At 40.1% G+C, this 18,160-nt stretch carries 26 protein-coding genes and 1 pseudogene; 13 read left to right on the top strand and 14 right to left on the bottom strand.

What is annotated here, in order from left to right; genetic code table 11:
* Positions 1 to 34: 34 nt before the first annotated feature.
* The 3 genes from ArsFIN_RS21335 to ArsFIN_RS21325 all read right to left on the bottom strand — a co-directional run bounded on the left by ArsFIN_RS21335 (position 35) and on the right by ArsFIN_RS21325 (position 2,592).
* Positions 35 to 853 carry a phytochelatin synthase family protein gene (locus ArsFIN_RS21335; protein WP_051297195.1) on the bottom strand — a complete coding sequence of 273 codons (819 nt, stop codon included), beginning with the start codon at positions 851 to 853 and terminating at the stop codon, positions 35 to 37.
* 33 nt (positions 854 to 886) lie between these two features.
* Positions 887 to 2,074, bottom strand: a complete 1,188-nt coding sequence (locus ArsFIN_RS21330) for a replication initiation protein (RefSeq protein ID WP_135678595.1) — start codon at positions 2,072 to 2,074, stop codon at positions 887 to 889.
* Positions 2,075 to 2,412: 338 nt separating this feature from the next.
* The gene (locus ArsFIN_RS21325; RefSeq protein WP_135678593.1) at positions 2,413 to 2,592 is read right to left on the bottom strand and encodes a hypothetical protein; all 180 of its coding nucleotides are present in this window, start codon (positions 2,590 to 2,592) and stop codon (positions 2,413 to 2,415) included.
* A gap of 186 nt (positions 2,593 to 2,778) precedes the next feature.
* On the opposite strand from ArsFIN_RS21325, the gene ArsFIN_RS28395 reads away from it, so the two are divergent.
* From ArsFIN_RS28395 to ArsFIN_RS21295, 8 genes and pseudogenes are all read left to right on the top strand, one after another.
* Complete coding sequence (locus ArsFIN_RS28395) at positions 2,779 to 2,913, top strand: hypothetical protein (RefSeq protein WP_276489431.1); 135 nt, start codon at positions 2,779 to 2,781, stop codon at positions 2,911 to 2,913.
* Between the two features lie 488 nt (positions 2,914 to 3,401).
* On the top strand, positions 3,402 to 3,917 hold the full coding sequence (locus ArsFIN_RS21320; protein ID WP_026824164.1) for a hypothetical protein: 516 nt from the start codon (positions 3,402 to 3,404) through the stop codon (positions 3,915 to 3,917).
* A gap of 78 nt (positions 3,918 to 3,995) precedes the next feature.
* Complete coding sequence (locus ArsFIN_RS26675) at positions 3,996 to 4,139, top strand: hypothetical protein (RefSeq protein WP_167876749.1); 144 nt, start codon at positions 3,996 to 3,998, stop codon at positions 4,137 to 4,139.
* On the top strand, positions 4,136 to 4,762 hold the full coding sequence (locus ArsFIN_RS21315; protein ID WP_135678592.1) for a helix-turn-helix transcriptional regulator: 627 nt from the start codon (positions 4,136 to 4,138) through the stop codon (positions 4,760 to 4,762). Before ArsFIN_RS26675 ends, ArsFIN_RS21315 begins: the two co-directional genes overlap by 4 nt.
* 35 nt (positions 4,763 to 4,797) lie before the next feature.
* Positions 4,798 to 4,995: pseudogene (locus tag ArsFIN_RS21310) on the top strand (helix-turn-helix domain-containing protein); the annotation flags it as partial.
* Between the two features lie 67 nt (positions 4,996 to 5,062).
* Positions 5,063 to 5,350 (top strand): hypothetical protein, encoded by a 288-nt coding sequence (locus ArsFIN_RS21305; RefSeq protein ID WP_135678589.1) that lies wholly within the window; start codon positions 5,063 to 5,065, stop codon positions 5,348 to 5,350.
* Positions 5,350 to 5,736: a hypothetical protein gene (locus tag ArsFIN_RS21300; RefSeq protein WP_135678587.1), complete on the top strand. Its 387-nt coding sequence runs from the start codon at positions 5,350 to 5,352 to the stop codon at positions 5,734 to 5,736. The genes ArsFIN_RS21305 and ArsFIN_RS21300 overlap by 1 nt, the downstream gene beginning before the upstream one ends.
* Positions 5,737 to 5,885: 149 nt before the next feature.
* On the top strand, positions 5,886 to 6,695 hold the full coding sequence (locus ArsFIN_RS21295; RefSeq protein WP_167876748.1) for a PD-(D/E)XK nuclease-like domain-containing protein: 810 nt from the start codon (positions 5,886 to 5,888) through the stop codon (positions 6,693 to 6,695).
* Between the two features lie 136 nt (positions 6,696 to 6,831).
* Here ArsFIN_RS21295 and ArsFIN_RS21290 read toward each other — a convergent pair whose 3' ends face one another.
* From ArsFIN_RS21290 to ArsFIN_RS26670, 4 genes are read right to left on the bottom strand one after another with little or no spacing between them, the layout of a single operon-like run.
* Positions 6,832 to 8,034 (bottom strand): IS91 family transposase, encoded by a 1,203-nt coding sequence (locus ArsFIN_RS21290; protein ID WP_135678014.1) that lies wholly within the window; start codon positions 8,032 to 8,034, stop codon positions 6,832 to 6,834.
* A gap of 9 nt (positions 8,035 to 8,043) precedes the next feature.
* Positions 8,044 to 8,502 (bottom strand): hypothetical protein, encoded by a 459-nt coding sequence (locus ArsFIN_RS21285; protein ID WP_135678583.1) that lies wholly within the window; start codon positions 8,500 to 8,502, stop codon positions 8,044 to 8,046.
* Between the two features lie 59 nt (positions 8,503 to 8,561).
* The gene (locus ArsFIN_RS21280) at positions 8,562 to 8,870 is read right to left on the bottom strand and encodes a hypothetical protein (protein WP_135678581.1); all 309 of its coding nucleotides are present in this window, start codon (positions 8,868 to 8,870) and stop codon (positions 8,562 to 8,564) included.
* Positions 8,871 to 8,929: 59 nt separating this feature from the next.
* Positions 8,930 to 9,079 (bottom strand): hypothetical protein, encoded by a 150-nt coding sequence (locus tag ArsFIN_RS26670; protein WP_167876747.1) that lies wholly within the window; start codon positions 9,077 to 9,079, stop codon positions 8,930 to 8,932.
* Between ArsFIN_RS26670 and ArsFIN_RS21275 the strand changes: the two genes are divergently transcribed.
* The 5 genes from ArsFIN_RS21275 to ArsFIN_RS21255 are packed head-to-tail and all read left to right on the top strand — an operon-like array spanning position 9,074 to position 13,207.
* Positions 9,074 to 9,259 carry a hypothetical protein gene (locus tag ArsFIN_RS21275; RefSeq protein ID WP_135678579.1) on the top strand — a complete coding sequence of 62 codons (186 nt, stop codon included), beginning with the start codon at positions 9,074 to 9,076 and terminating at the stop codon, positions 9,257 to 9,259. The genes ArsFIN_RS26670 and ArsFIN_RS21275 overlap by 6 nt on opposite strands.
* Positions 9,256 to 10,398: a recombinase RecT gene (locus ArsFIN_RS21270; protein ID WP_135678577.1), complete on the top strand. Its 1,143-nt coding sequence runs from the start codon at positions 9,256 to 9,258 to the stop codon at positions 10,396 to 10,398. Before ArsFIN_RS21275 ends, ArsFIN_RS21270 begins: the two co-directional genes overlap by 4 nt.
* Positions 10,399 to 10,411: 13 nt before the next feature.
* Complete coding sequence (locus tag ArsFIN_RS21265; RefSeq protein ID WP_135678575.1) at positions 10,412 to 10,795, top strand: GtrA family protein; 384 nt, start codon at positions 10,412 to 10,414, stop codon at positions 10,793 to 10,795.
* Positions 10,795 to 11,715, top strand: a complete 921-nt coding sequence (locus tag ArsFIN_RS21260; RefSeq protein WP_135678574.1) for a glycosyltransferase family 2 protein — start codon at positions 10,795 to 10,797, stop codon at positions 11,713 to 11,715. The genes ArsFIN_RS21265 and ArsFIN_RS21260 overlap by 1 nt, the downstream gene beginning before the upstream one ends.
* Positions 11,716 to 11,722: 7 nt before the next feature.
* Positions 11,723 to 13,207, top strand: coding sequence for a glucosyltransferase domain-containing protein (locus ArsFIN_RS21255; RefSeq protein WP_026824050.1), 1,485 nt, complete (start codon positions 11,723 to 11,725; stop codon positions 13,205 to 13,207).
* Between the two features lie 60 nt (positions 13,208 to 13,267).
* Here ArsFIN_RS21255 and ArsFIN_RS21250 read toward each other — a convergent pair whose 3' ends face one another.
* Genes ArsFIN_RS21250 through ArsFIN_RS21220 form a run of 7 tightly spaced genes read right to left on the bottom strand, consistent with a single transcriptional unit; the run spans position 13,268 to position 18,159 of the window.
* The gene (locus tag ArsFIN_RS21250) at positions 13,268 to 14,368 is read right to left on the bottom strand and encodes a phage tail protein (RefSeq protein ID WP_135678572.1); all 1,101 of its coding nucleotides are present in this window, start codon (positions 14,366 to 14,368) and stop codon (positions 13,268 to 13,270) included.
* Positions 14,369 to 14,370: 2 nt separating this feature from the next.
* Positions 14,371 to 15,108 (bottom strand): DUF2612 domain-containing protein, encoded by a 738-nt coding sequence (locus tag ArsFIN_RS21245; protein ID WP_135678570.1) that lies wholly within the window; start codon positions 15,106 to 15,108, stop codon positions 14,371 to 14,373.
* Positions 15,105 to 16,016 carry a hypothetical protein gene (locus ArsFIN_RS21240; RefSeq protein WP_135678568.1) on the bottom strand — a complete coding sequence of 304 codons (912 nt, stop codon included), beginning with the start codon at positions 16,014 to 16,016 and terminating at the stop codon, positions 15,105 to 15,107. The genes ArsFIN_RS21245 and ArsFIN_RS21240 overlap by 4 nt, the downstream gene beginning before the upstream one ends.
* A complete protein-coding gene (locus tag ArsFIN_RS21235; RefSeq protein ID WP_135678566.1) occupies positions 16,013 to 16,408 on the bottom strand; it encodes a hypothetical protein in 396 nt (131 codons plus the stop codon). Before ArsFIN_RS21235 ends, ArsFIN_RS21240 begins: the two co-directional genes overlap by 4 nt.
* Positions 16,383 to 16,985 carry a Gp138 family membrane-puncturing spike protein gene (locus ArsFIN_RS21230; protein WP_135678564.1) on the bottom strand — a complete coding sequence of 201 codons (603 nt, stop codon included), beginning with the start codon at positions 16,983 to 16,985 and terminating at the stop codon, positions 16,383 to 16,385. The genes ArsFIN_RS21235 and ArsFIN_RS21230 overlap by 26 nt, the downstream gene beginning before the upstream one ends.
* On the bottom strand, positions 16,982 to 17,839 hold the full coding sequence (locus tag ArsFIN_RS21225) for a baseplate hub protein (protein WP_135678563.1): 858 nt from the start codon (positions 17,837 to 17,839) through the stop codon (positions 16,982 to 16,984). Before ArsFIN_RS21225 ends, ArsFIN_RS21230 begins: the two co-directional genes overlap by 4 nt.
* The gene (locus ArsFIN_RS21220; protein WP_135678561.1) at positions 17,836 to 18,159 is read right to left on the bottom strand and encodes a phage baseplate plug family protein; all 324 of its coding nucleotides are present in this window, start codon (positions 18,157 to 18,159) and stop codon (positions 17,836 to 17,838) included. Before ArsFIN_RS21220 ends, ArsFIN_RS21225 begins: the two co-directional genes overlap by 4 nt.
* Position 18,160 lies beyond the last annotated feature (1 nt).

Here is an 18,160-nt window from a genome sequence, read left to right as displayed (position 1 = left end):
TTAACGTTAGATAGTGTATTTAATATTTATAAAACTAATTATGGTCATTTTCTTTCACTATCAAATAACCTCGCCAATTATTATTGTCAGAAGTATTCATTGCTCGAAAAAGATCAAGGCTATTCACCCAAACCCAATTATATTTGGTATTGGAAACATCCATAATCAGGAATGAATCGCTATTTTTATCCCAGGCTACTAAAGGGGAGAAATGTCCTCCACCGGATTGTCCAAGAGAAGTCCGTAAATAATTTATGATAACATAACTATCAAAGTCATTTATTGAGCTAATAATTTCCTTCTTCATTTTAGTAATGTTATTTAAGGAAGTAACATGGATTTTTTTTACCTGTAAATCTAAAGTTGTTAGAAGCATTTTTTCGTCATTTAGATTTAATCCATAATCTTGTAAACCATTTTCAATCATGGGCTTACCGAAAATGTTTATTTTCGCTTTAGGACTAAAATTTACCACACTTTCTTGGGTATAACGGTTCCAAAATGGAGTCCAATTCTTGTTTTTAGGAAAATAAATTTGCTCATCCAAGGAAATTCTTGTCGAATCAGGTTTAATCTGATTAGCTTTTTCTTTGTTTTTAACACGTAAAGCGTTAACTACTATAGTTGCTGAAGCAATTCCACAATAGACCTTATTTTCTTGTCCTTCGAATTGTTGAATTAAACTAAAAAAATCATTTTTATATTTTGTTCTCTCAAGTCTATGAATACCTTCAGGAGTGTTCAAATCAATTGTTTTAGCAAATACAGCAGTATTCAGAAATAAACTACTTATAAGCAAAGTAGCTACTTGTTTTGTATAAAATTTATGATGAAACTGAGAATAAATTGCCATTTCAGGTTGTGCCTAATTTTTAAGATAAAGAGTCTAATATTCATCCCAATTATATCCAGCAGCTTCTGCGCTTCTCTTATCAAAAAACTGTCCTTTAATTTGCTTGAATCCGCCGAAGTTTGGAATTTCTTCTAGCTCTTTTTCCAAAGATGTAACTTGGGATTTTGCTAGTATTTTATTGTGAGATTGAAGAATAGCTTTTGTTGGCGTTGAATCTTCAATTTTTCCTTCTCTTATCGCCAATTCTCGCTTCTTCTCTTCGTGCCAATTTTGTTTGCAATATTTTGAGCATTCAACGGCTCTACGCAAATCTGGCATTGTTAGACGCAATGTAGGATCGTATTTCTTCAAATTCTTCTCGTACTGATAGAGAATCTCTGCATTTTTCTTCATCCATTCGCCCTCATCGTGAGAGCCAGATTTAACATGCGGACGCTTGGCTAGTCTTGGGCGAATTGGTTTTGTTTTGAATAGATCATCTTTTTCTAGAATATAAGTAATTTCAATGTCTGTTATTGATCTTCCGGTTTTGATAGTACGCCAATTTAATGAAATGTCTGTAAGTGACTGGATTTGTTCGAAAGCAGGTATTAGTGTGAATTTTTTTATATTATTGAATTCTTTTGATAGGTTTGGAAAAATCTTACGTATTTGCAAAATTGATAATTTCAGCATATGAACTTCTAACTTTTTAGATTTTTTTAATTCAATATTTTTAGCTTTTTTTATTTCACTTAACATTATTAGATATAATCTAAATGCTATTGGATTTGTTAAATTTTGGATTGACTCTATAGAACATATTGTAAAATTACCCTTTAATTCAAAAAGGTATGGTTCTATACTTTTAGTAAATCTTAAAACTATTTTGCTACAATCTTCCTGTCTTTCATAAAAACTTCCTCCGTCTATCCAGTTAGAAAAATTAATTGTTCTCATATTGTTTTTATCTACCCTAAAAAACTCTATTTGTTTTTTCGATAGACTAATTAATGCTTCTCTCATAGTGACCCAAACCTTTTGTTCGTTAGTACTGAACATTTTGATAAATTCTTTTGGGTACAATGTGATATTACCTGGATTTTCTGTTTTTGAGTCTACTTTAGATAAAGCTAATACAAGTAGACGCATTTCATTACGGTTAAGTTTATAGCTAGCATTAATCAAATCGTTACTTTGTACTAAGTTGTAACTTGGATCTCTATCTAGAGTTGCACTCATTTCTTAATCCTTTTGATGTAAAAATAATTATTCGTGACTGTTTTTATTTATCTTTCCTTTTAACTTTGTTAGTTAATTATTCCTTTATAAACATGACATTACATAAAATAAGCCGTAGCAAAAAGTCGTTATAGCCGTAGCAAAAAGTCGTTATAGCCGTAGCAAAAAGTCGTTATAGCCGTAGCGTTTTTCTGTGGATAAAATTGAAGTTTAGAAAATCATCAATTTAAATAAATTCTTATATATCAGTTATTTATTTTTATTGCTGTTGGATCTTCATCATTAAATAAACTATGCCATTTTATTATTACTTAATAATAGCCGTAGCAAAAAGTCGTTTAATTTTTTTTTAATAGTGACTCTTCTAACATATTAGTTGCTTCCATAACTGCATCAATTAATCTATATTTTTCATATCCTTGTGATTTTTTTATCATTCTTATTTTATCTATTCTTTCTTTTACTTCTCTTGGAATTCTTATAGATACATAATCATCATAGACGATTTTTTTTGACATAACTTTCTCCTTTAATTGCAATAATAGTATCAATTAGACAAAATAACGCAACAAAAAATTGACTTTTTTTTTTGTTGCGTTATTATAAATTCAATCTTTTCAGTTTTAAATATATTCGCTCTATGTAAGTGCTGTAACACCTACACAGAGCTAACCCTAAACCTAGTATCAATAGGAGTAAGGCTAATGAAAAAGTCTACCTTCCGTGTGCGCGTAATTGAAGCGCAAAATCAAATTATCGAGTTATTCGCTCGTGAATCCCGCAATTTAACCCTTCGTCAGCGTGCCCGAATTCTGAATAGAGTCGGAGGTGCGGCATGAACTCCGAGATGATTAAATGCTTTTTGAGTAGTGGTGTTCCCTGTGGATTTTCGAGTGTTCGTGCTCCTTTTAACTTCCGGTTATCTTCCGCTTCCTCGCCTGTTCGCTCGCGTTGCTCGGTCACAGACTCCGGCGAGCGGTGGGCGTTTTAATTTTAAGGATTTTTTGGATTATTTTTTTATTGGTTCAGTTTTCTCAATTTGATTGCGAACACCGAACACCGTCGACGAGGAAGCGGAGGTTAGTTTGTTGCTAATGAATTGTCTGATGGTTCTAAAACAACAAGAAGAACTAAGAATAGAAACCGCAAAAAATCCTTAAAAATCAATGACCATATTTTCATGATTTGCGCTATCCAGGTTTAACATCAGAGCTATAGAAGCTCAAAATTAATTATAAATTCAATCTTTACTAGATCTATTTTTTATTATATATTGAACTTAATAAATCATTCGTTGATATGGCAAAGTCCAAAATTAAAGGTAAAAATGAGCCTTACTAGATATAAAGAAAACCCATTTATAGAAGGAATGGTTGTTCCTATAAAAGGGAAGAAGATTCAGTTATCGAAATTGGGTAAAGATAATAATGTATTGGTTAATCAATACACTGGTGAAATTTATGGTACTCATATTACAACCTTTAAGAAAGTTGACACAGAACAGTTTGTTAAGCTGTTTACTGCTAATATTGCGTTAACTTTTGGATTAAATTCTGCTGGAATCAAAGCATTTAATGTTCTTATATGGGCTGTTCAATTCAAAGCTATTGCAAAAGATCAAGTTGATTTAGACAGTATAGCTTTAGAAGATTTTTTAGAAGCTCATAAAGATAATAATCCCTCAATTAAATTAAGTTTAGCAACCTTTAAAAGAGGATTAAACGAGTTAGAAAACGCATTAATAATAGCAAAAACTTTGAGACCAGGTCGTTATTTTATAAATCCAAATTTTTGTTTCAATGGAGATCGTATCGCATTTACAACCTTGATAGAGAAAAAATAATTATTTAAACACTCTACGCCAGTGTTTACACCACCGACGTAGAGCTAATCCAAAACCTAATGTAACTAGGAGTGGACTATGCGAAATAGTACGCATATTGCACGCATAATGAAAGCGTGCGGCATATCAATCGAGCAGCTTTTGAGCTTTGCTCACACATCAAAATATCTCACCAATCGGCAACGTACCCGAATTCTGAATAGAGTTGGGGGTGCTGTATGAAACCAGAGATGATTAAACTTTCATTGAGCGCTAATGTTCCCTGTGGTTTTAGCAATAGCGAGGGAAAAATTCAGACTGATGCCAAAATGACAGATTTACTTTTTAAGTTAATCCGTACTCCTGAAATGAAAACATTGATAGAAAAAGTACAAACTGAAAGATCCCCGTTTTTCGTAATATGCCATTTGCCATCTGATTACAACAAAGCACCCAAAGTTTGGCAATTCCATTTTCTACCGCTTTTTGATGAACAAAAGGTTTACCTTGGCACTTTCTTTTACGCCCATGAGTTCCTGTTTTTGTCGCCGTTGGAGTATGTCGATGGCATGAGGCCTTATGCTGTGACTACTGAAAAACCAAATGACATATTAAGCCGTAGAGAGTGGCAAGTATTGTTTTTCACGATGCACCGCTTAAGTAGCAAGCAAATTGCTAGAAAGTTAGGGATTTTCCCCTCAACGGTTGAATTTTATTTGAAGGCTATCTACGGAAAAGTCAATGTTCATTCTGCTTGCCAGTTAAGAACATTTTGCAAATCGAAAGGTTTTGAGCGCTATATTCCGGTGAATTTGCTTCCTCGTTCATGCGTTAAGTCTGGTCAACATGTTGGGGGTGCCGCATGAACACCGAGATGAAATTATTCAGAAGATTGACCAAGCGTGAGAACGAGGTGCTGCATTGGGTAAGTGCGGGTAAAACGTATTGGGAAATCTCTGTAATATTGGGAATCAAGGAAGGCACGGTCAAATTCCACATGGGAAACGTGGTGCGGAAGCTGGATGTATGCAGCGCAAAACAAGCGATAAGAGCCAGTGTTGAATTGGAATTTAGCCAAAGCGTTGGAGGTGCAGCATGAAATATACCTACACCCTCAACGGATTTCGGCGAACCTATCAGGGGCGCCCTGATGTGCGTTTTACCTGTTGTCACTGTGGCAAACTTTCCTTAAATCTCGTGAGTTTTTCTGGCGTGCAAGACTGGATAACCGCCCCTGTGTTTTTCCTGAAGAAGCGTGTATCGAGTTTGTTGAAAAAATTAACCGTAAACAATTCAAGCTGCTTTTTTACCATCCTTCGATGATGAAAGCGTGTTCGGGTGCTTGCTGCCACTGCTCTGATAACCAGCGAGAACAAGCATTACCCAAAGCCAGAGGCAGCATTTTGCGGAGATTGGAACAACAGGCGAGTAACCGCGTAGAGGGGGCGAAATAATGAAATACTTCAAAGCAACCATCATCACAACCGTTGACCACGAGAACGGCAAAACAACATCGCATATCTATCTTGCGTCTGAGACGAAAATTGCCGCCAAGAAATTGGCTTCTCAACATATCTTTGAAACAGATGGCGCAAATTGCTGTTTTTACAAGTCGCCGCGATTGGAAGAAATCAGCGTTGAGGAATACCTCGCTAATACGGAAAAGCAGACGGATATTACCGAAGAGCAGGAAATAGACCAGTTTTGCGCTTTGCTAACGATTTTTGGGATTCAGGAAGAATACGACGAGGGCAAAATGCGAGCTGCGGATGATTTGTTGGCTAATCCGTCAGAGGAGCCTGAGCTTTTGAGGAATATACCAAACTGCGTGACGAGGTAACCTCGGAAATAACAGCGAGTGACAAAGCAATCTCACTCAATGAAATCAAAAAACTGGCGATTAGCATCGAAGAAGGTGTACAAAAAGAGAGGTTATTCACACAATCAACAGAGTTATCCACTGAATCTGTAGTTATGCCTGTGGAAAACGTGGGAGAAGTTGAAAAAAGCGTGACAGATGTCGCACTTGATGAATTGGTTAATAATTGCACAGAAGAAAAGGAGTTGATTAACTCGGTCATCAACAATATTGACGACAACTCTATCTTCTCTGCCTTCCCACCCGTTAACGGAAAAATCATAAGCGGTGAAGGTATCGCGCTTGAGATGTTGAACGGTTGTGTTGATGCATTGAAGCCGACAGAGAGCTTGATTGTTCGCCATCTTGCAAACAGCACCTACCATGCGGCAAACGGTTATTCGAGTACGCAAATTCGATTAGTTCAGAAAAGTGGATTAGGGGCGCTGGACTGGTACAAAAAAGCACCCATTCAAGGAGAAAAAACAAGAGCGTTGTTGATTGGGGATGCGGTACACACGGCTATCCTTGAGCCGGAACTTTTTCCGTTGAGATATGTTTCTGCGCCTGAACTGGATTTGCGTACCAAAGATGGCAAAAAAATATTATCGGATTTTGAGAAAAAAAACCTAACTTTGGCAAGGCTTGTTTTGAAAAAAGAAGAATTTGAGGCAATCCAGTTAATGCGTGATTCTGCACTAGCTTACCCATTGGTTGCCGAACTGCTTGAAAACGGTGAGCCAGAACTCTCAATTTTCTATCGCACGGAAAAGGGGACGCTGCTTAAAATCCGGCCTGACTGGTTAGGGCTGTATTCCGGCGTGCCGTTCATCCTCGATGTGAAAACCACTGATGATGTTCATGACTTTGGCAAATCCGTTGACAAGTTTGGCTATCATCTGCAAGCAGCGTTCATGGTTAGGAAATTGAATCGCTTTTAAAGTGAGTAGCAAAAGCCATCCCTTATTGCAAAAAGGAGATGGGGATCGATTTATTGTGTTTAGTGCCAGTTAACATTTCCTCAGAGAGTGTAATTTCTAACCTGATTTCCTTATTTTAGACACATTGATCCTGCGTTTAGCTGCGTAACCATCGCTTTTTCTCCAGGTTATGCAGTCTTTCTGACAACAATTCCGTTGCTTTTTTACCCATTTGCGCCCCGGTGAAAAGCAGCCTGTCGCCACACAGAATACATTTGTACGGATCGGTACGCAGAAATCCTTTCATCAGCACAGAAAAACCTGGGTTCTCCGGTTTTTTACGTGCCGTCATCTCAAGTGCCTTATACACTTTCGGCAATAGTTTTCCTCGTTTACGATTCGACAAAAAACCAGAGTAACGCACCATTTTAAAATGCCTGGCCGGAATATGGCTTATATAGCGTCTAATCATCTCTTCCTGCGGCAGAGTCTGCTGCCGATGCTGGCCAGTTCGGTGGTCATGGTAGTGATGAACAACGGCACCCCCTCGGTAATGCCGCAGTTTTGACGCAGATACCGGTGGGCGTTTAAGGTAGCGACCGAGGTACTTAACACTATGCCATGCCCCTTTCGTTTTTTTAGCAAAGTGCACTTTCCAATAACGTCCGTACTGCGCCCTCAAGTAACGCCGCCAATGTTTTTTGTCACGGATATGGCCAAGACCGGGAAGAAGGCCAGGGTTAATTAAATCATAACTGTGACGCAGTAGTCGGATAACAGCCCCTCGCCAGATTTCTTCGACATCCTTTTTTTTGAAAAACAGCTTTCGCCATACACTATGTTTACTATCCAAACCCCCTCGAGTGACGGAAACATGAACATGCGGATGTTGATTGAGTTGCCGGCCATAAGTATGCAAGGCACAGAAAATACCAATTTCGATACCCTGTTTGCGAGCCAACTGCAGCATAGCTCGAGTGGCTGCCCGAAACAGAGCATTAAGTAGCGGCCAGTTATTGTTAAAAAAAGGCCAAAGGAGATGTGGCATGGTGAAAGTAATGTGTTGCCAGTCGCAGTCGGGTAAAATATGAACCTGCTGTGCTAACCACTGCTCGGTGGCTTTAAAGCCACATGAACTGCAGGCTTTTGACTTACAGCTTTGGCAGAAAAAACGGCTGTGAGAACAATCAGACGAAGCGCAACAATAGCGCCGGACACCCATGGCACAAGTGCCGCAGGCAAGCATGCGCTCCACAGATAAACTCGTCCACGAACTAACGCTATCGCCGTATTTTTCGAGGAATTTATTCCAACCGTCATCAATGGTGAAAAGTAGTTTAGCAGGACGAGGGATATACATCTGACTCAATTACCTTATGGGCATCTTGCCAAAGAAACAGAAATTGCCAGATTCGTCAGCCCAGTTATCGGTGTGTTTATCCCAGGGTTCAAAGGAAACAGGGATTATTCCTAGCTCCGTATAGGTGATGAATTCATCGGCAGGCAGACTTTCAGTTATTCCCCCCTCAGTGTAGTCGTATCCAGCGTCATCGGCTTGGTCTTGGCGTTGTTTAAAACCCCTGATAATCGTGACTAGCGGCGGGTAATACTGCGTGTCGAGAAAAAATTGGGGGCCGAGTCGGAGGCAGTGGCGTATGGCTTCTTTTAGGGTGTCATAAAAAAAGTCAGGCGGTCTGTCATCATCATTTTCGGGTGGGAGAGAGAGCATAAAACGTTTCGGATAAACAGGCGCTGTGGCACGTGAAGTGACGGGCAGCCTGCCTGATTTAACCGGTTTACGCTTTCTGGGAGATTTATTGCGAGCCATCGAGATGAATCCCTGAAAAAAATTAACCTACTGCAGAGTATAAAACAGTACTTAACTCATTAACATCCCCGAAGCAGCACCGCTGCGCCGCTCACGCGTAGCGTGCTACGTTCAAAACTCCTGATAATCGTGACTAGCGGCGGGTAATACTGCGTGTCGAGAAAAAATTGGGGGCCGAGTCGGACGCAGTGGCGTATGGCTTCTTTTAGGGTGTCATAAAAAAATTCAGGCGGTCTGTCATCATCATTTTCGGGTGGGAGAGAGATCATAAAACGTTTCAGATAAACAGGCGCTGTGGCACGTGAAGTGACGGGCAGCCTGCCTGATTTAACCGGTTTACGCTTTCTGGGAGATTTATTGCGAGCCATCGAGATGAATCCCTGAAAAAAATTAACCTACTGCAGAGTATAAAACAGTACTCAACTCATTAACATCCCCGAAGCAGCACCGCTGCGCCGCTCACGCGTAGCGTGCTACGTTCTACCGGATTATCGCCCAGAAGGTATTTAATCTTGATATTGATTTTCTGTTCTGTGCAATTGGCAAAAGGCCGGAGTGTGGACGCTATCCCGTGCAACTGGGTATGTTGGACGAAGAAGATAGCGAAGAAGGCGAGATTCAGGTTAATGGCGTGATTAATGCATTGGAAAAAGGCGGAGAAACGCAAGCCTTTGCGATGATATCCCGTCCTTTCTGGGCAAAACAGGCGGATAGAAAACGCAGAGAAGCGTTGATGTTGGAAGGAGGTGTGGCATGAATACCGAACTGGAAACCATGACCAACGTTTATACCAATCTGCAATCGGTCATTATGCAGCAAGGAATAGCCGCCTTGTTACCTGCTCAGGTTACGCCTGAGCAGTTCACCCGAACCGCAGCGACTGCACTGATAGAAAATACGGAGTTGCAAAACGCGGATAAGCAATCACTAGTACTGGCTTTAACTCGCTGCGCCAAAGATGGACTGATGCCAGACGGACGAGAAGCGGCCTTGATTGTTCGCAAACAAAAAGCCGTCTATATGCCGATGGTGGACGGCGTTATCAAACGCGCCCGTCAATCCGGTCAGGTAGCTAATATCATTGCAAAAGTGGTTTATGCGCAAGACGAGTTTGAATATGTGATTGATGAGAACGGCGAACACTTAACGCATCGTCCGTCGTTTGTTGACGGTGATGAGATAGTGAAAGTCTATGCCTTCGCAAAACTTAATAGTGGTGAACTCGTTGTCGAAGTGATGAGTCGCGCTGACGTGGAAAAAATACGGAATACCGTGAAAAGCGCAAAAGACCTTTCAAGTCCGTGGGTGAAGTGGTTTGACAGAATGGCGCTTAAAACTGTCATTCATCGCCTCGCTAGACGGCTTCCTTGCGCCTCTGAGCTATTTTCGATGTTTGAGGTATACGAAGATGCCAATTCAACGGAAAAACCGCTCAGAATGGCTCCTGCTTCGTTTAAACGGCTATCCCTGAGGGATGTCATCCGTGAACGTAACGAAAAATTACGCCAAAAAGCAGAAGCAGTGATAGATGTGCCCACAGAGGCACAACGAGTAACCCATCCAAAACTGGAAGCAGCATTAATCGCCCTCGATGATGCCACCGCCGAAAAAAACCTTGCTGAAATCGTTGAGCATTGTACCCTATTGTCCGCCGAGTTGTCTGAGGACGAAAAGATACAACTCAGAGAGAAAATTAAAGCTAGCAAAAAGCGGTTAATTCCAGCCAAAAAAGATAGCGATGTTTGGATGGCAAGACTGGCCAACGGAACAGGCGACGCTTGGCGATTTCCAGACGGTGAAATAGTCCACGGGTTTTTTGAGGCTGAGAAAAAAGCCAAAGAAACAGGTGAGGTGCTCGAAGAACGTAAAAAATACCGATTTAGCCCGAGTCATTAAGTGTAGTGAAAAAATGATTAACAAAAACAACAAATTTATTGAATTGCTTGTTAAGTATTTTTCTATTGGAGTGATAAACACTTTAATCCATTGGTTTGTTTTTGTTTTTCTGATTCACTTTTTGAATTTTCAGCAGGCATCCAGTAATTTATTTGCTTTCAGTGTTGCTGTCACGTTTTCTTTCTTAGCTAATGCAAGATTTACTTTCCGAAAAAAAGCGACGAGGAAAAGATATATTTCTTTTGTCATATTTATGGGAATGATAAGTTATTTTATCGGTTTTATTGCTGACAGATTTAATTGTGAACCAATTTTTACATTAGTTATTTTTTCGGCTATTAGTTTTGTTTTAGGGTTTTTATATTCAAAATTTGTTGTATTCAAGGACATTGAATAATGAAAATTTCATTAATTGTTCCGGTATTGAATGAAGAGGAAGCTGTACCTATTTTTTATAAAGCGGTGCGGGATTTCAACGAATTAAAACAGCATGAAGTTGAGATAGTTTTCATCAACGATGGAAGCAAGGACGCAACAGAATCAATTATCAACGCGCTTGCTGTTTCCGATCCGCTCGTCATACCATTGTCATTTACCCGTAATTTTGGAAAAGAACCTGCACTTTTTGCCGGAATTGAACACGCTACAGGTGATGCGGTAATCCCTATCGATGTGGACTTACAAGACCCCATAGAAATTATCCCATTGTTAATAGAAAAATGGCAAAACGGCGCTGATGTAGTGCTTGCAAAAAGAATAGATCGCTCTACTGATAGCTTGTTAAAACGCAAAACTGCCGAATGGTTTTATAAATTACACAACAAAATAAGTCAGCCAAAAATTGAAGAAAATGTGGGGGATTTTCGTTTGATGTCTCGTGCTACCGTCGAAAATATAAAACTTTTACCCGAAAGTAATTTATTCATGAAAGGTTTGCTTTCTTGGGTTGGTGGCAATGTAGATATAGTAGAATATACCCGTTCTGAACGTGTTGCTGGAAAATCAAAATTTAATGGCTGGAAATTGTGGAATCTTGCACTTGAAGGTATAACCAGCTTCTCTACCTTCCCACTCCGTATGTGGACATATATAGGTTTATCTGTCGCAACGGTATCATTTATCTACGGGAGTTGGATGATTATAGATAAACTGTTTTTTGGTAATCCTGTTGCGGGTTATCCTTCCCTTCTCGTTTCTATTCTGTTTATTGGCGGTATTCAGCTAATTGGTATCGGTGTTCTTGGCGAGTATATCGGAAGAATTTACATTGAAACTAAAAAAAGACCACGTTATTTGATAGACAAAAATAAAGGATAACTAATTGATGACATTTGATAGAAATGCTTTACCAAAAATTGATTTTTTTAAGAAAGATTTGTATTTATATTTTATATATCTTTTATTTTTTTTATTAGTATTATCGCCAACTTATATATTTTCTTATGCTCTTTCTGATGATTGGATTTTGATACAAGCTATATATAATAATTTGACTACTTCTATTATTGATTGGGATGTTAAGTCAGGTAGACCATTGTATGGTTTATTTAAAGTAATAATCACAACATCTTTGAATAACTTAGGCGATCTTAGATATACAAGATTTGTATCAGTGCTGGCAATATGGATTTTATGCTGTCTTTTTTACAAAATGATAAGTAATAGGAAAATTTTAGAAAATAAATACCAAAAAATATTATTTCCTTTTATACTTTGCTTGCTTCCTTCATTTCAAGTGTACGCATCTTGGGCTATCTGCTCACCGTATGTGCTTTCTATCTTATTGTCTTTGTTAAGTTATTGCTGCTTAATTGATTCAAATGGGAATACAAATATTTGTAAATTTTTTATTTCACTTATATTGTTATGTATATCATTTTCAATATATCAACCAGCTGCAATGTGTTTTTTGTTTTTTGTTTTTTTTGATAACTGTGTAAGGGAAAAAGATTTTAATTTAAAAAATCTAATTACTTGTGCGATTGTTATATCAATAAGTATGTTATTCTCTTTTTTTATATCTAAATTAGTTCCTCAATTTTTATATGATGATTTAATAAATAGAGCAAACTTAACAAGTGAATTTTTAAAAAAAACACTTTGGTTTTTTCATCAGCCGTTAATGAATTCTATTGCCAACTATAATATAAATCCTAGTTTTTTTTATAAAATTATATCAATAATAATTGTTATTATTGGATTGTATTCTATTTATAATAAAAAACATGGAGGTAAAAAACTACTTTTAACATTATTGTTAGCCGTTTCTTCTTATGTGCCAAATTTAGTTGTTGAAGAAAGTTGGGCTGCTTATCGCTCATTAGTATCTCTAGAATTGATTATGACATCGGTTTTTATTATAGGAATATTTTATATTTCAGATAAATTTAAAATAAATCATGTTACATATCCAACAATTATTATTTTAGTCATGTTTTTTTCTTTCAAAAATATATTAAAAGGATTTGTTATTCCACAAATTTTGGAGTTTAGATTGCTTTATAATGAAATCGCTAAAAATGTCCCACAAGATTTTTCTGGAAATTTACTTTTTAATGTTAAAAACAGTGAAAATAAAACTTTTTCAGACATAAGTGACAATACGTTAATTGGTTATGATGAGTTTGGGCAAACATCTATGATAATTCCATTTGCTACTCCAGGAATGGCAGAAGAAATTAAATCAGAAAGAAAAATGTCTTATAAATATGCAGGAAGTATTACTAATACTGAAAATATTAAATGTGATGAAAACTGCATTATTATAGACGTAACAAAAATAATTGAACAAAATAAGAGTCTTAAATAAAAATCCATATTTTGAAATATGTAGGGATCCTTTTCCAAAATGGATCCCATATACAAAAAATTAATATTTAATCCATCCAATTAACGCTATATTACGTGGGCGATTTTCGTCCGCAGTTGGCACTTCTAAAGATGAGTCGAGCTCATAAGCATCCCATCCTTCGGTTGGGCCATTTCCGCGATTGAAATCGGTATCTTCGGTAGTTAATTCTCCATCAATCCCCCATATTCTATCTTTTATGAATCTGACACTGCCGTCAGTGTGTTTTTTATTTTTGACTCCACCATTCCATTTTCCAGTTATTTTTCTTATCGCATCACCTTGCTTACTACCAATTTCCCGATTGTCTCCGGCAAAACGAGGGAATTCATCACGTAAATCAGGAAGATTGAATGTTGTACTACCATCACCAGCACCGTAATTAGTGCCAATAACCTCGAAAAGTTCATAATATTTTTGTCTGGATACAGCAACGCCGTTAGCTTTAAGATAACGTCCTTTGGGTTCGCTTTTATGTGCAAGCATGATTATCGTACCAACAGGTACGCCGTTATCACTTATCGCATCCGTCACAGCCTTCTGACTCATCACTTCGGTTGTCGAATTACCGATTGTTTGTTTGACATTGGAACTGTTGAGCTTGGTATTAAGTCCTTGGGTTAATTCTGTTTTGGTGGCGTAATCACCTTTTGCCTGTTTCGTATTTAATGCATCGGTTACCGATTTTTGGCTCATCACTTTATCGGTGGCATTGCCCAATTGCTGCACGATATTGGCAGCCAGAATAGCATCTTTCAGTGATTGCCATTGGGTGGTATCGGTGACTGGATTTCCGGCGTTATTTTCTGTCTTTGAAATGTAAATGTTGCCATCAGACAGACACACCGCCCCTTTGTTGTAAATCTGCTTTTCAGCATATTCAGCAATGCCGTTCTGGTAGAGGTGGGTCACAAGGGAGCTAATCGTAAATCCCACGGCATTAAAATCCTGCATCGTTGGTAATTCTGACACGGGCACAATGCCCCAGCCCCGCGCAAAATCGGCATTGAGATTTTTCTCAAGATTATCGGTGATTTCTTTTGAACCAAACGCGGTTCGCTCTTCCGTTTTGCTGCTGCCCGCAAACGGTTGAATATCAATGTTGGGTCTGTCAATTTTCAAGGTTATCTCCTTTTTTGAAGAAAAGTTTTTTGGGCGAAGGAGCCAATTCTTGCTTCGGGGTTGGTGTCAAAACGGCTGTACCACGAAATGGCATTTTGGTGTTCGCTAAATCCAAACGTGCCTTTGGGTTCTTGCGTGACGTAGTTAATTTGCACGCCTTGCGGACGGGGTAATAAATCAAGCCGTAAGATGAATTCCAGCCACTCTCGGTCAGCTCTTGGCGTAATAACGATGGTGAGGCTCATATTCTGGTGGTCAATCAAATAGCCTTCGCCTTCCATCGCAAAATTGACGGCCTGTTGCAGTGACGACAGGCTCACGTCACCCGTTTGGGTGGCGGTAGCAAGGGCAGTGTTTTTGATGATTTTGAGTTTAATCAGACTACGATATTGCTTGTCAGGTAATTTCAGTGGCAAAAAATCCTGTGCAAATCGGGAGCGAAAGCCCCCTTGTTTTTTTCCACTCTTTTGACCAAACGGCAACGCTTTGGCGTGATTTTCAAAGCCAAAAAAGCCTTTGCGCTCACCGCTTGGCTGGAAGCGACTGACACCTACCCAACTGCCGATGATGTCCAACGGGTCACCTTGCGCCTTTTCGAGATTGAAGGCTTCCCGAAAGGCATCAACGGTATCAAAGCAATCCGCGAACAGATTAAAAAGGGCGGAAATCTCCGCCCTTGCCTTGGGTTTGGTGTAATACTGCTTGATCAGCAGTTTTTGATATTCTTCTTCGAGACTCACGTGATCACCTCATTCACCGCGATGTTGTCACTGACGATGGTGAATTTCTCATCAACATCGGCGTTTAAAATGGCACTCGTCCACGTGTTGCCATCTTTTGCGATTTGTAGGTCAGAGACATAATAAGAACGCGCAATGCGGTTCAAAATGCAGTAAAGCGCAGTCACCTTGATATTTTCGCCAATGCGATAAAGGGATTTGACTAGTTCGTCTTTGATCTCCTGTATCGGCACAGGCTCGTTGGCTTTTTCACGCGTGGCAGTCAGTTTAATCTTGATTTCGGTGATTTTAGGGCGGTCAAATCGGTATTCATGCACCACCTCAAAAAACGTGCCGTCGGATCTCACTATCTTGTCAATGTATTTGCCTTTGATTGTTCCTTTAAGGCCAGTCCCCCCTGTTTTGTTGCAAGCGAGGCAATCCACAATGGCCTGATTTTCACCTCCCTCAGCAATCACCCAAATCGAATGAGGCGGAATATTCAGTGTGTCACTCTCGTTCGTGGTGTTTTCGTACACCACGGCATCGGTCACACCTTTGACCAGATTCAACCGGGCAGCGATGCCGCCTATCGTGCTTTGACTGGCATTTTCAAAGGTTTTTAACCGTCTGCGTCGCAAATCGCTGTCGCTTTCGTTTTCCTTGCGTAACAGCCCGTTGATTCTGGCTAAATAATCAAGGTGGAGCCCTTCGGCCTGTTCGGGCTTCAAGTTCTGATAGAGCTTTTTCACCAACACCAAACATTCGTGGGTAATCCGGCTATAAATCGCAACGCGCTGCCCGTCCGGCGTATCTTGTGAAAGATTGATATCACTGCCGTAAATTGTTTTAAATTCAGCAATCAAGGTTTCAATCAGTTCGGGCAGCGTTGCGATGGTGATACCGTTTTCATCTAACTTGATATTCACTGGCTGACCTCCTGATTAAGGTTGCGTGTTCGGTTAAAAACATCGGTGTAATCCATCGCAATGTGTGCGGTGAAGTCGGCAACCTTAATATTGAGCTTATCGACGCGAACAACACCCTCCGTCCCTAATGCCACCTTGTAGATTTCACGGCGCAAGGTTTCACCCGTACCACGACTGCCGAGTAGTTGTAGCCAGTCCAAGCCAAATTCAACATCTAGCCACCAATCGGATTTGAAACACTGCAAACGGGATTTGATATTCTGGTGAATTGCCTCGCTGTCAATCAGGTAATCATCAAGCGAATGACCAAATCGCCAATCGTTGTGTTCGGTTAACTTTGCTGTTTTCACGAAAATCACCTTCGGGTTATTTTGGTTTTCCGGTGCTGTCATTACCTGTTTCTACGCCTCCGTGCGTATGGTTGCCAACATCGATATTGCCCACTGTTAACGATTGCTGGGCTGCGATTTGTTGGGCGGTGATAGTGCCTTTCACATCAAGGTTACCGTCAATGGTGACATTGAGCTTCACGTGGATATTGTGGGTAAAAAGATGGTCACCTGCGGTTGTCGCCACCTTCGGTATGGCAAATGCCCCGTTACGATTGCAAAGTCCCAAAAGCGCGACACAATCGCTATAATCATGCAAGCGATTTTCTGCCCCGCGCACGTTGTCGTTGCCTATCCACCAATTATCAATGCAACTATCAAAGGTGAGTAAAATGCAGTAATCGCCCACAGCGACCGGATAGGCGGTGTAGCTGCCACCCCCTTGTGACCAAGAAACAGGCACATCGGGAAAAACCGGAAATTCGATCGCGTGAATTTCATCGTTAATCACCACGTTTTTTTTAGTGACTGGCTGGCAATCCACTGTGGTTTCATTCACCTTAACCACTTTGGCAATCAAGGCACAGCCCATCTCAGATTTGATGTGATTGGCAATGGTTTTCATCAGTTCGATATTCACACCTTACTCTCCTTAACCACCACGTAGTTTTTTTCCTGCTGGCATTGGCACGTCATCGCCCACTCACCTGTGTCACTTTCCCCTGCGTAGTCAATCGCGCAAATGCGATAAACGCCGTTAAGATGTGGTGAAATTTTGCTATCTATCGCCACCTGATAGCCAATGGATACATTCGGATTCAGGACGCTTTTAAAGGTCAATACGTTTTTATCGTCAAGCGTCGGCGTTTCCATCAATCCAGTACTCACACTGATTAATTCCGCTTTCCCGTTTTGCACCTCGTTTCGTCTCAGAATATGCAGCTGTCCGTTGTCGATGTAGAGCTGCTCTTTCTCATCTTTGAGCTTGCGTAATTCATCAAACGAAAACCCCGTCATGATTTTGGGGCGACTTAATGGCGATTGCGCGGTCACTTTGCCTTTTTTCACGCCTGTCATGGTACTCAAAGCAGCATCGACCGCCTCAGACTTTGCGGTCACGGCTTTACTGATGGTTGCCGTACGAAAAGCAAACCCACCATCGGCAATTTCCAGCGTGGTGACTATCTCAGTGCCTTGCTTTGATAGCGTGACTTTGGTGACAGAGCCAGAAAACAGGAGCTTCAATCCCGTGGTCAGATAACCTACTGAAAGTTGAGCGGCAATATGCTGCTTGCGGTATTGGAAATCCGCCAGCGAATGCCGACGCGACGGCGACAGGTTAAACAGCGAAATTTGCCCGATATTGGGGCGGTCACGGGTTAAATCCTTCGAAAACGAAAAGGCGATTTTAAACGGAGGGATAATCTTTATTGCTTTTTTATCCTCACCAATCAACAACTCAAAATCACGAAAAAACGGCGTTTGACGATTCAATAGACGGCCTCCTTCTCTTCTTCACCAACCAGCAGATAGAGCGTCACCCTGCCACTGGCAAAATCATCCAGCAAGGAAGGCTCAATATCCGGATTGTCACGGGCGACAGCCACAATCGTAAACGGCAACCGGCTATCGTGTAGCAGCGGTACGTTAAGCGAAACCGCCACCCCGTTAATGGTGATATTCCGATAGGTAATATCCATATTCCACGCTGAAATACTCGGATGAAACGTTAATGTCAGTTCAATATCGTCAATATCGGTTAACAGCGTGTGCGTCTGAATCGGATCGCTTGATAGGTTTTCGATTTTGTACATG

Origin of the sequence: Arsenophonus nasoniae (assembly GCF_004768525.1) — a bacterium.
GTDB lineage: Bacteria > Pseudomonadota > Gammaproteobacteria > Enterobacterales > Enterobacteriaceae > Arsenophonus > Arsenophonus nasoniae.
This window is presented reverse-complemented; position numbering and strand designations above follow the sequence as displayed.

Coding starts and splice junctions, on each gene's coding strand:
- ArsFIN_RS21285 (WP_135678583.1), bottom strand. CDS start 8,502: ATGGCTCGCAATAAATCTCCCAGAAAGCGTAAACCGGTTAAATCAGGC.
- ArsFIN_RS21325 (WP_135678593.1), bottom strand. CDS start 2,592: ATGTCAAAAAAAATCGTCTATGATGATTATGTATCTATAAGAATTCCA.
- ArsFIN_RS21280 (WP_135678581.1), bottom strand. CDS start 8,870: ATGGCTCGCAATAAATCTCCCAGAAAGCGTAAACCGGTTAAATCAGGC.
- ArsFIN_RS26675 (WP_167876749.1), top strand. CDS start 3,996: ATGCGAAATAGTACGCATATTGCACGCATAATGAAAGCGTGCGGCATA.
- ArsFIN_RS21320 (WP_026824164.1), top strand. CDS start 3,402: ATGAGCCTTACTAGATATAAAGAAAACCCATTTATAGAAGGAATGGTT.
- ArsFIN_RS21270 (WP_135678577.1), top strand. CDS start 9,256: ATGAATACCGAACTGGAAACCATGACCAACGTTTATACCAATCTGCAA.
- ArsFIN_RS28395 (WP_276489431.1), top strand. CDS start 2,779: ATGAAAAAGTCTACCTTCCGTGTGCGCGTAATTGAAGCGCAAAATCAA.
- ArsFIN_RS21290 (WP_135678014.1), bottom strand. CDS start 8,034: ATGTATATCCCTCGTCCTGCTAAACTACTTTTCACCATTGATGACGGT.
- ArsFIN_RS21255 (WP_026824050.1), top strand. CDS start 11,723: ATGACATTTGATAGAAATGCTTTACCAAAAATTGATTTTTTTAAGAAA.
- ArsFIN_RS21300 (WP_135678587.1), top strand. CDS start 5,350: ATGAAATACTTCAAAGCAACCATCATCACAACCGTTGACCACGAGAAC.
- ArsFIN_RS21235 (WP_135678566.1), bottom strand. CDS start 16,408: ATGACAGCACCGGAAAACCAAAATAACCCGAAGGTGATTTTCGTGAAA.
- ArsFIN_RS21260 (WP_135678574.1), top strand. CDS start 10,795: ATGAAAATTTCATTAATTGTTCCGGTATTGAATGAAGAGGAAGCTGTA.
- ArsFIN_RS21335 (WP_051297195.1), bottom strand. CDS start 853: ATGGCAATTTATTCTCAGTTTCATCATAAATTTTATACAAAACAAGTA.
- ArsFIN_RS21330 (WP_135678595.1), bottom strand. CDS start 2,074: ATGAGTGCAACTCTAGATAGAGATCCAAGTTACAACTTAGTACAAAGT.
- ArsFIN_RS21315 (WP_135678592.1), top strand. CDS start 4,136: ATGAAACCAGAGATGATTAAACTTTCATTGAGCGCTAATGTTCCCTGT.
- ArsFIN_RS21220 (WP_135678561.1), bottom strand. CDS start 18,159: ATGTACAAAATCGAAAACCTATCAAGCGATCCGATTCAGACGCACACG.
- ArsFIN_RS21265 (WP_135678575.1), top strand. CDS start 10,412: ATGATTAACAAAAACAACAAATTTATTGAATTGCTTGTTAAGTATTTT.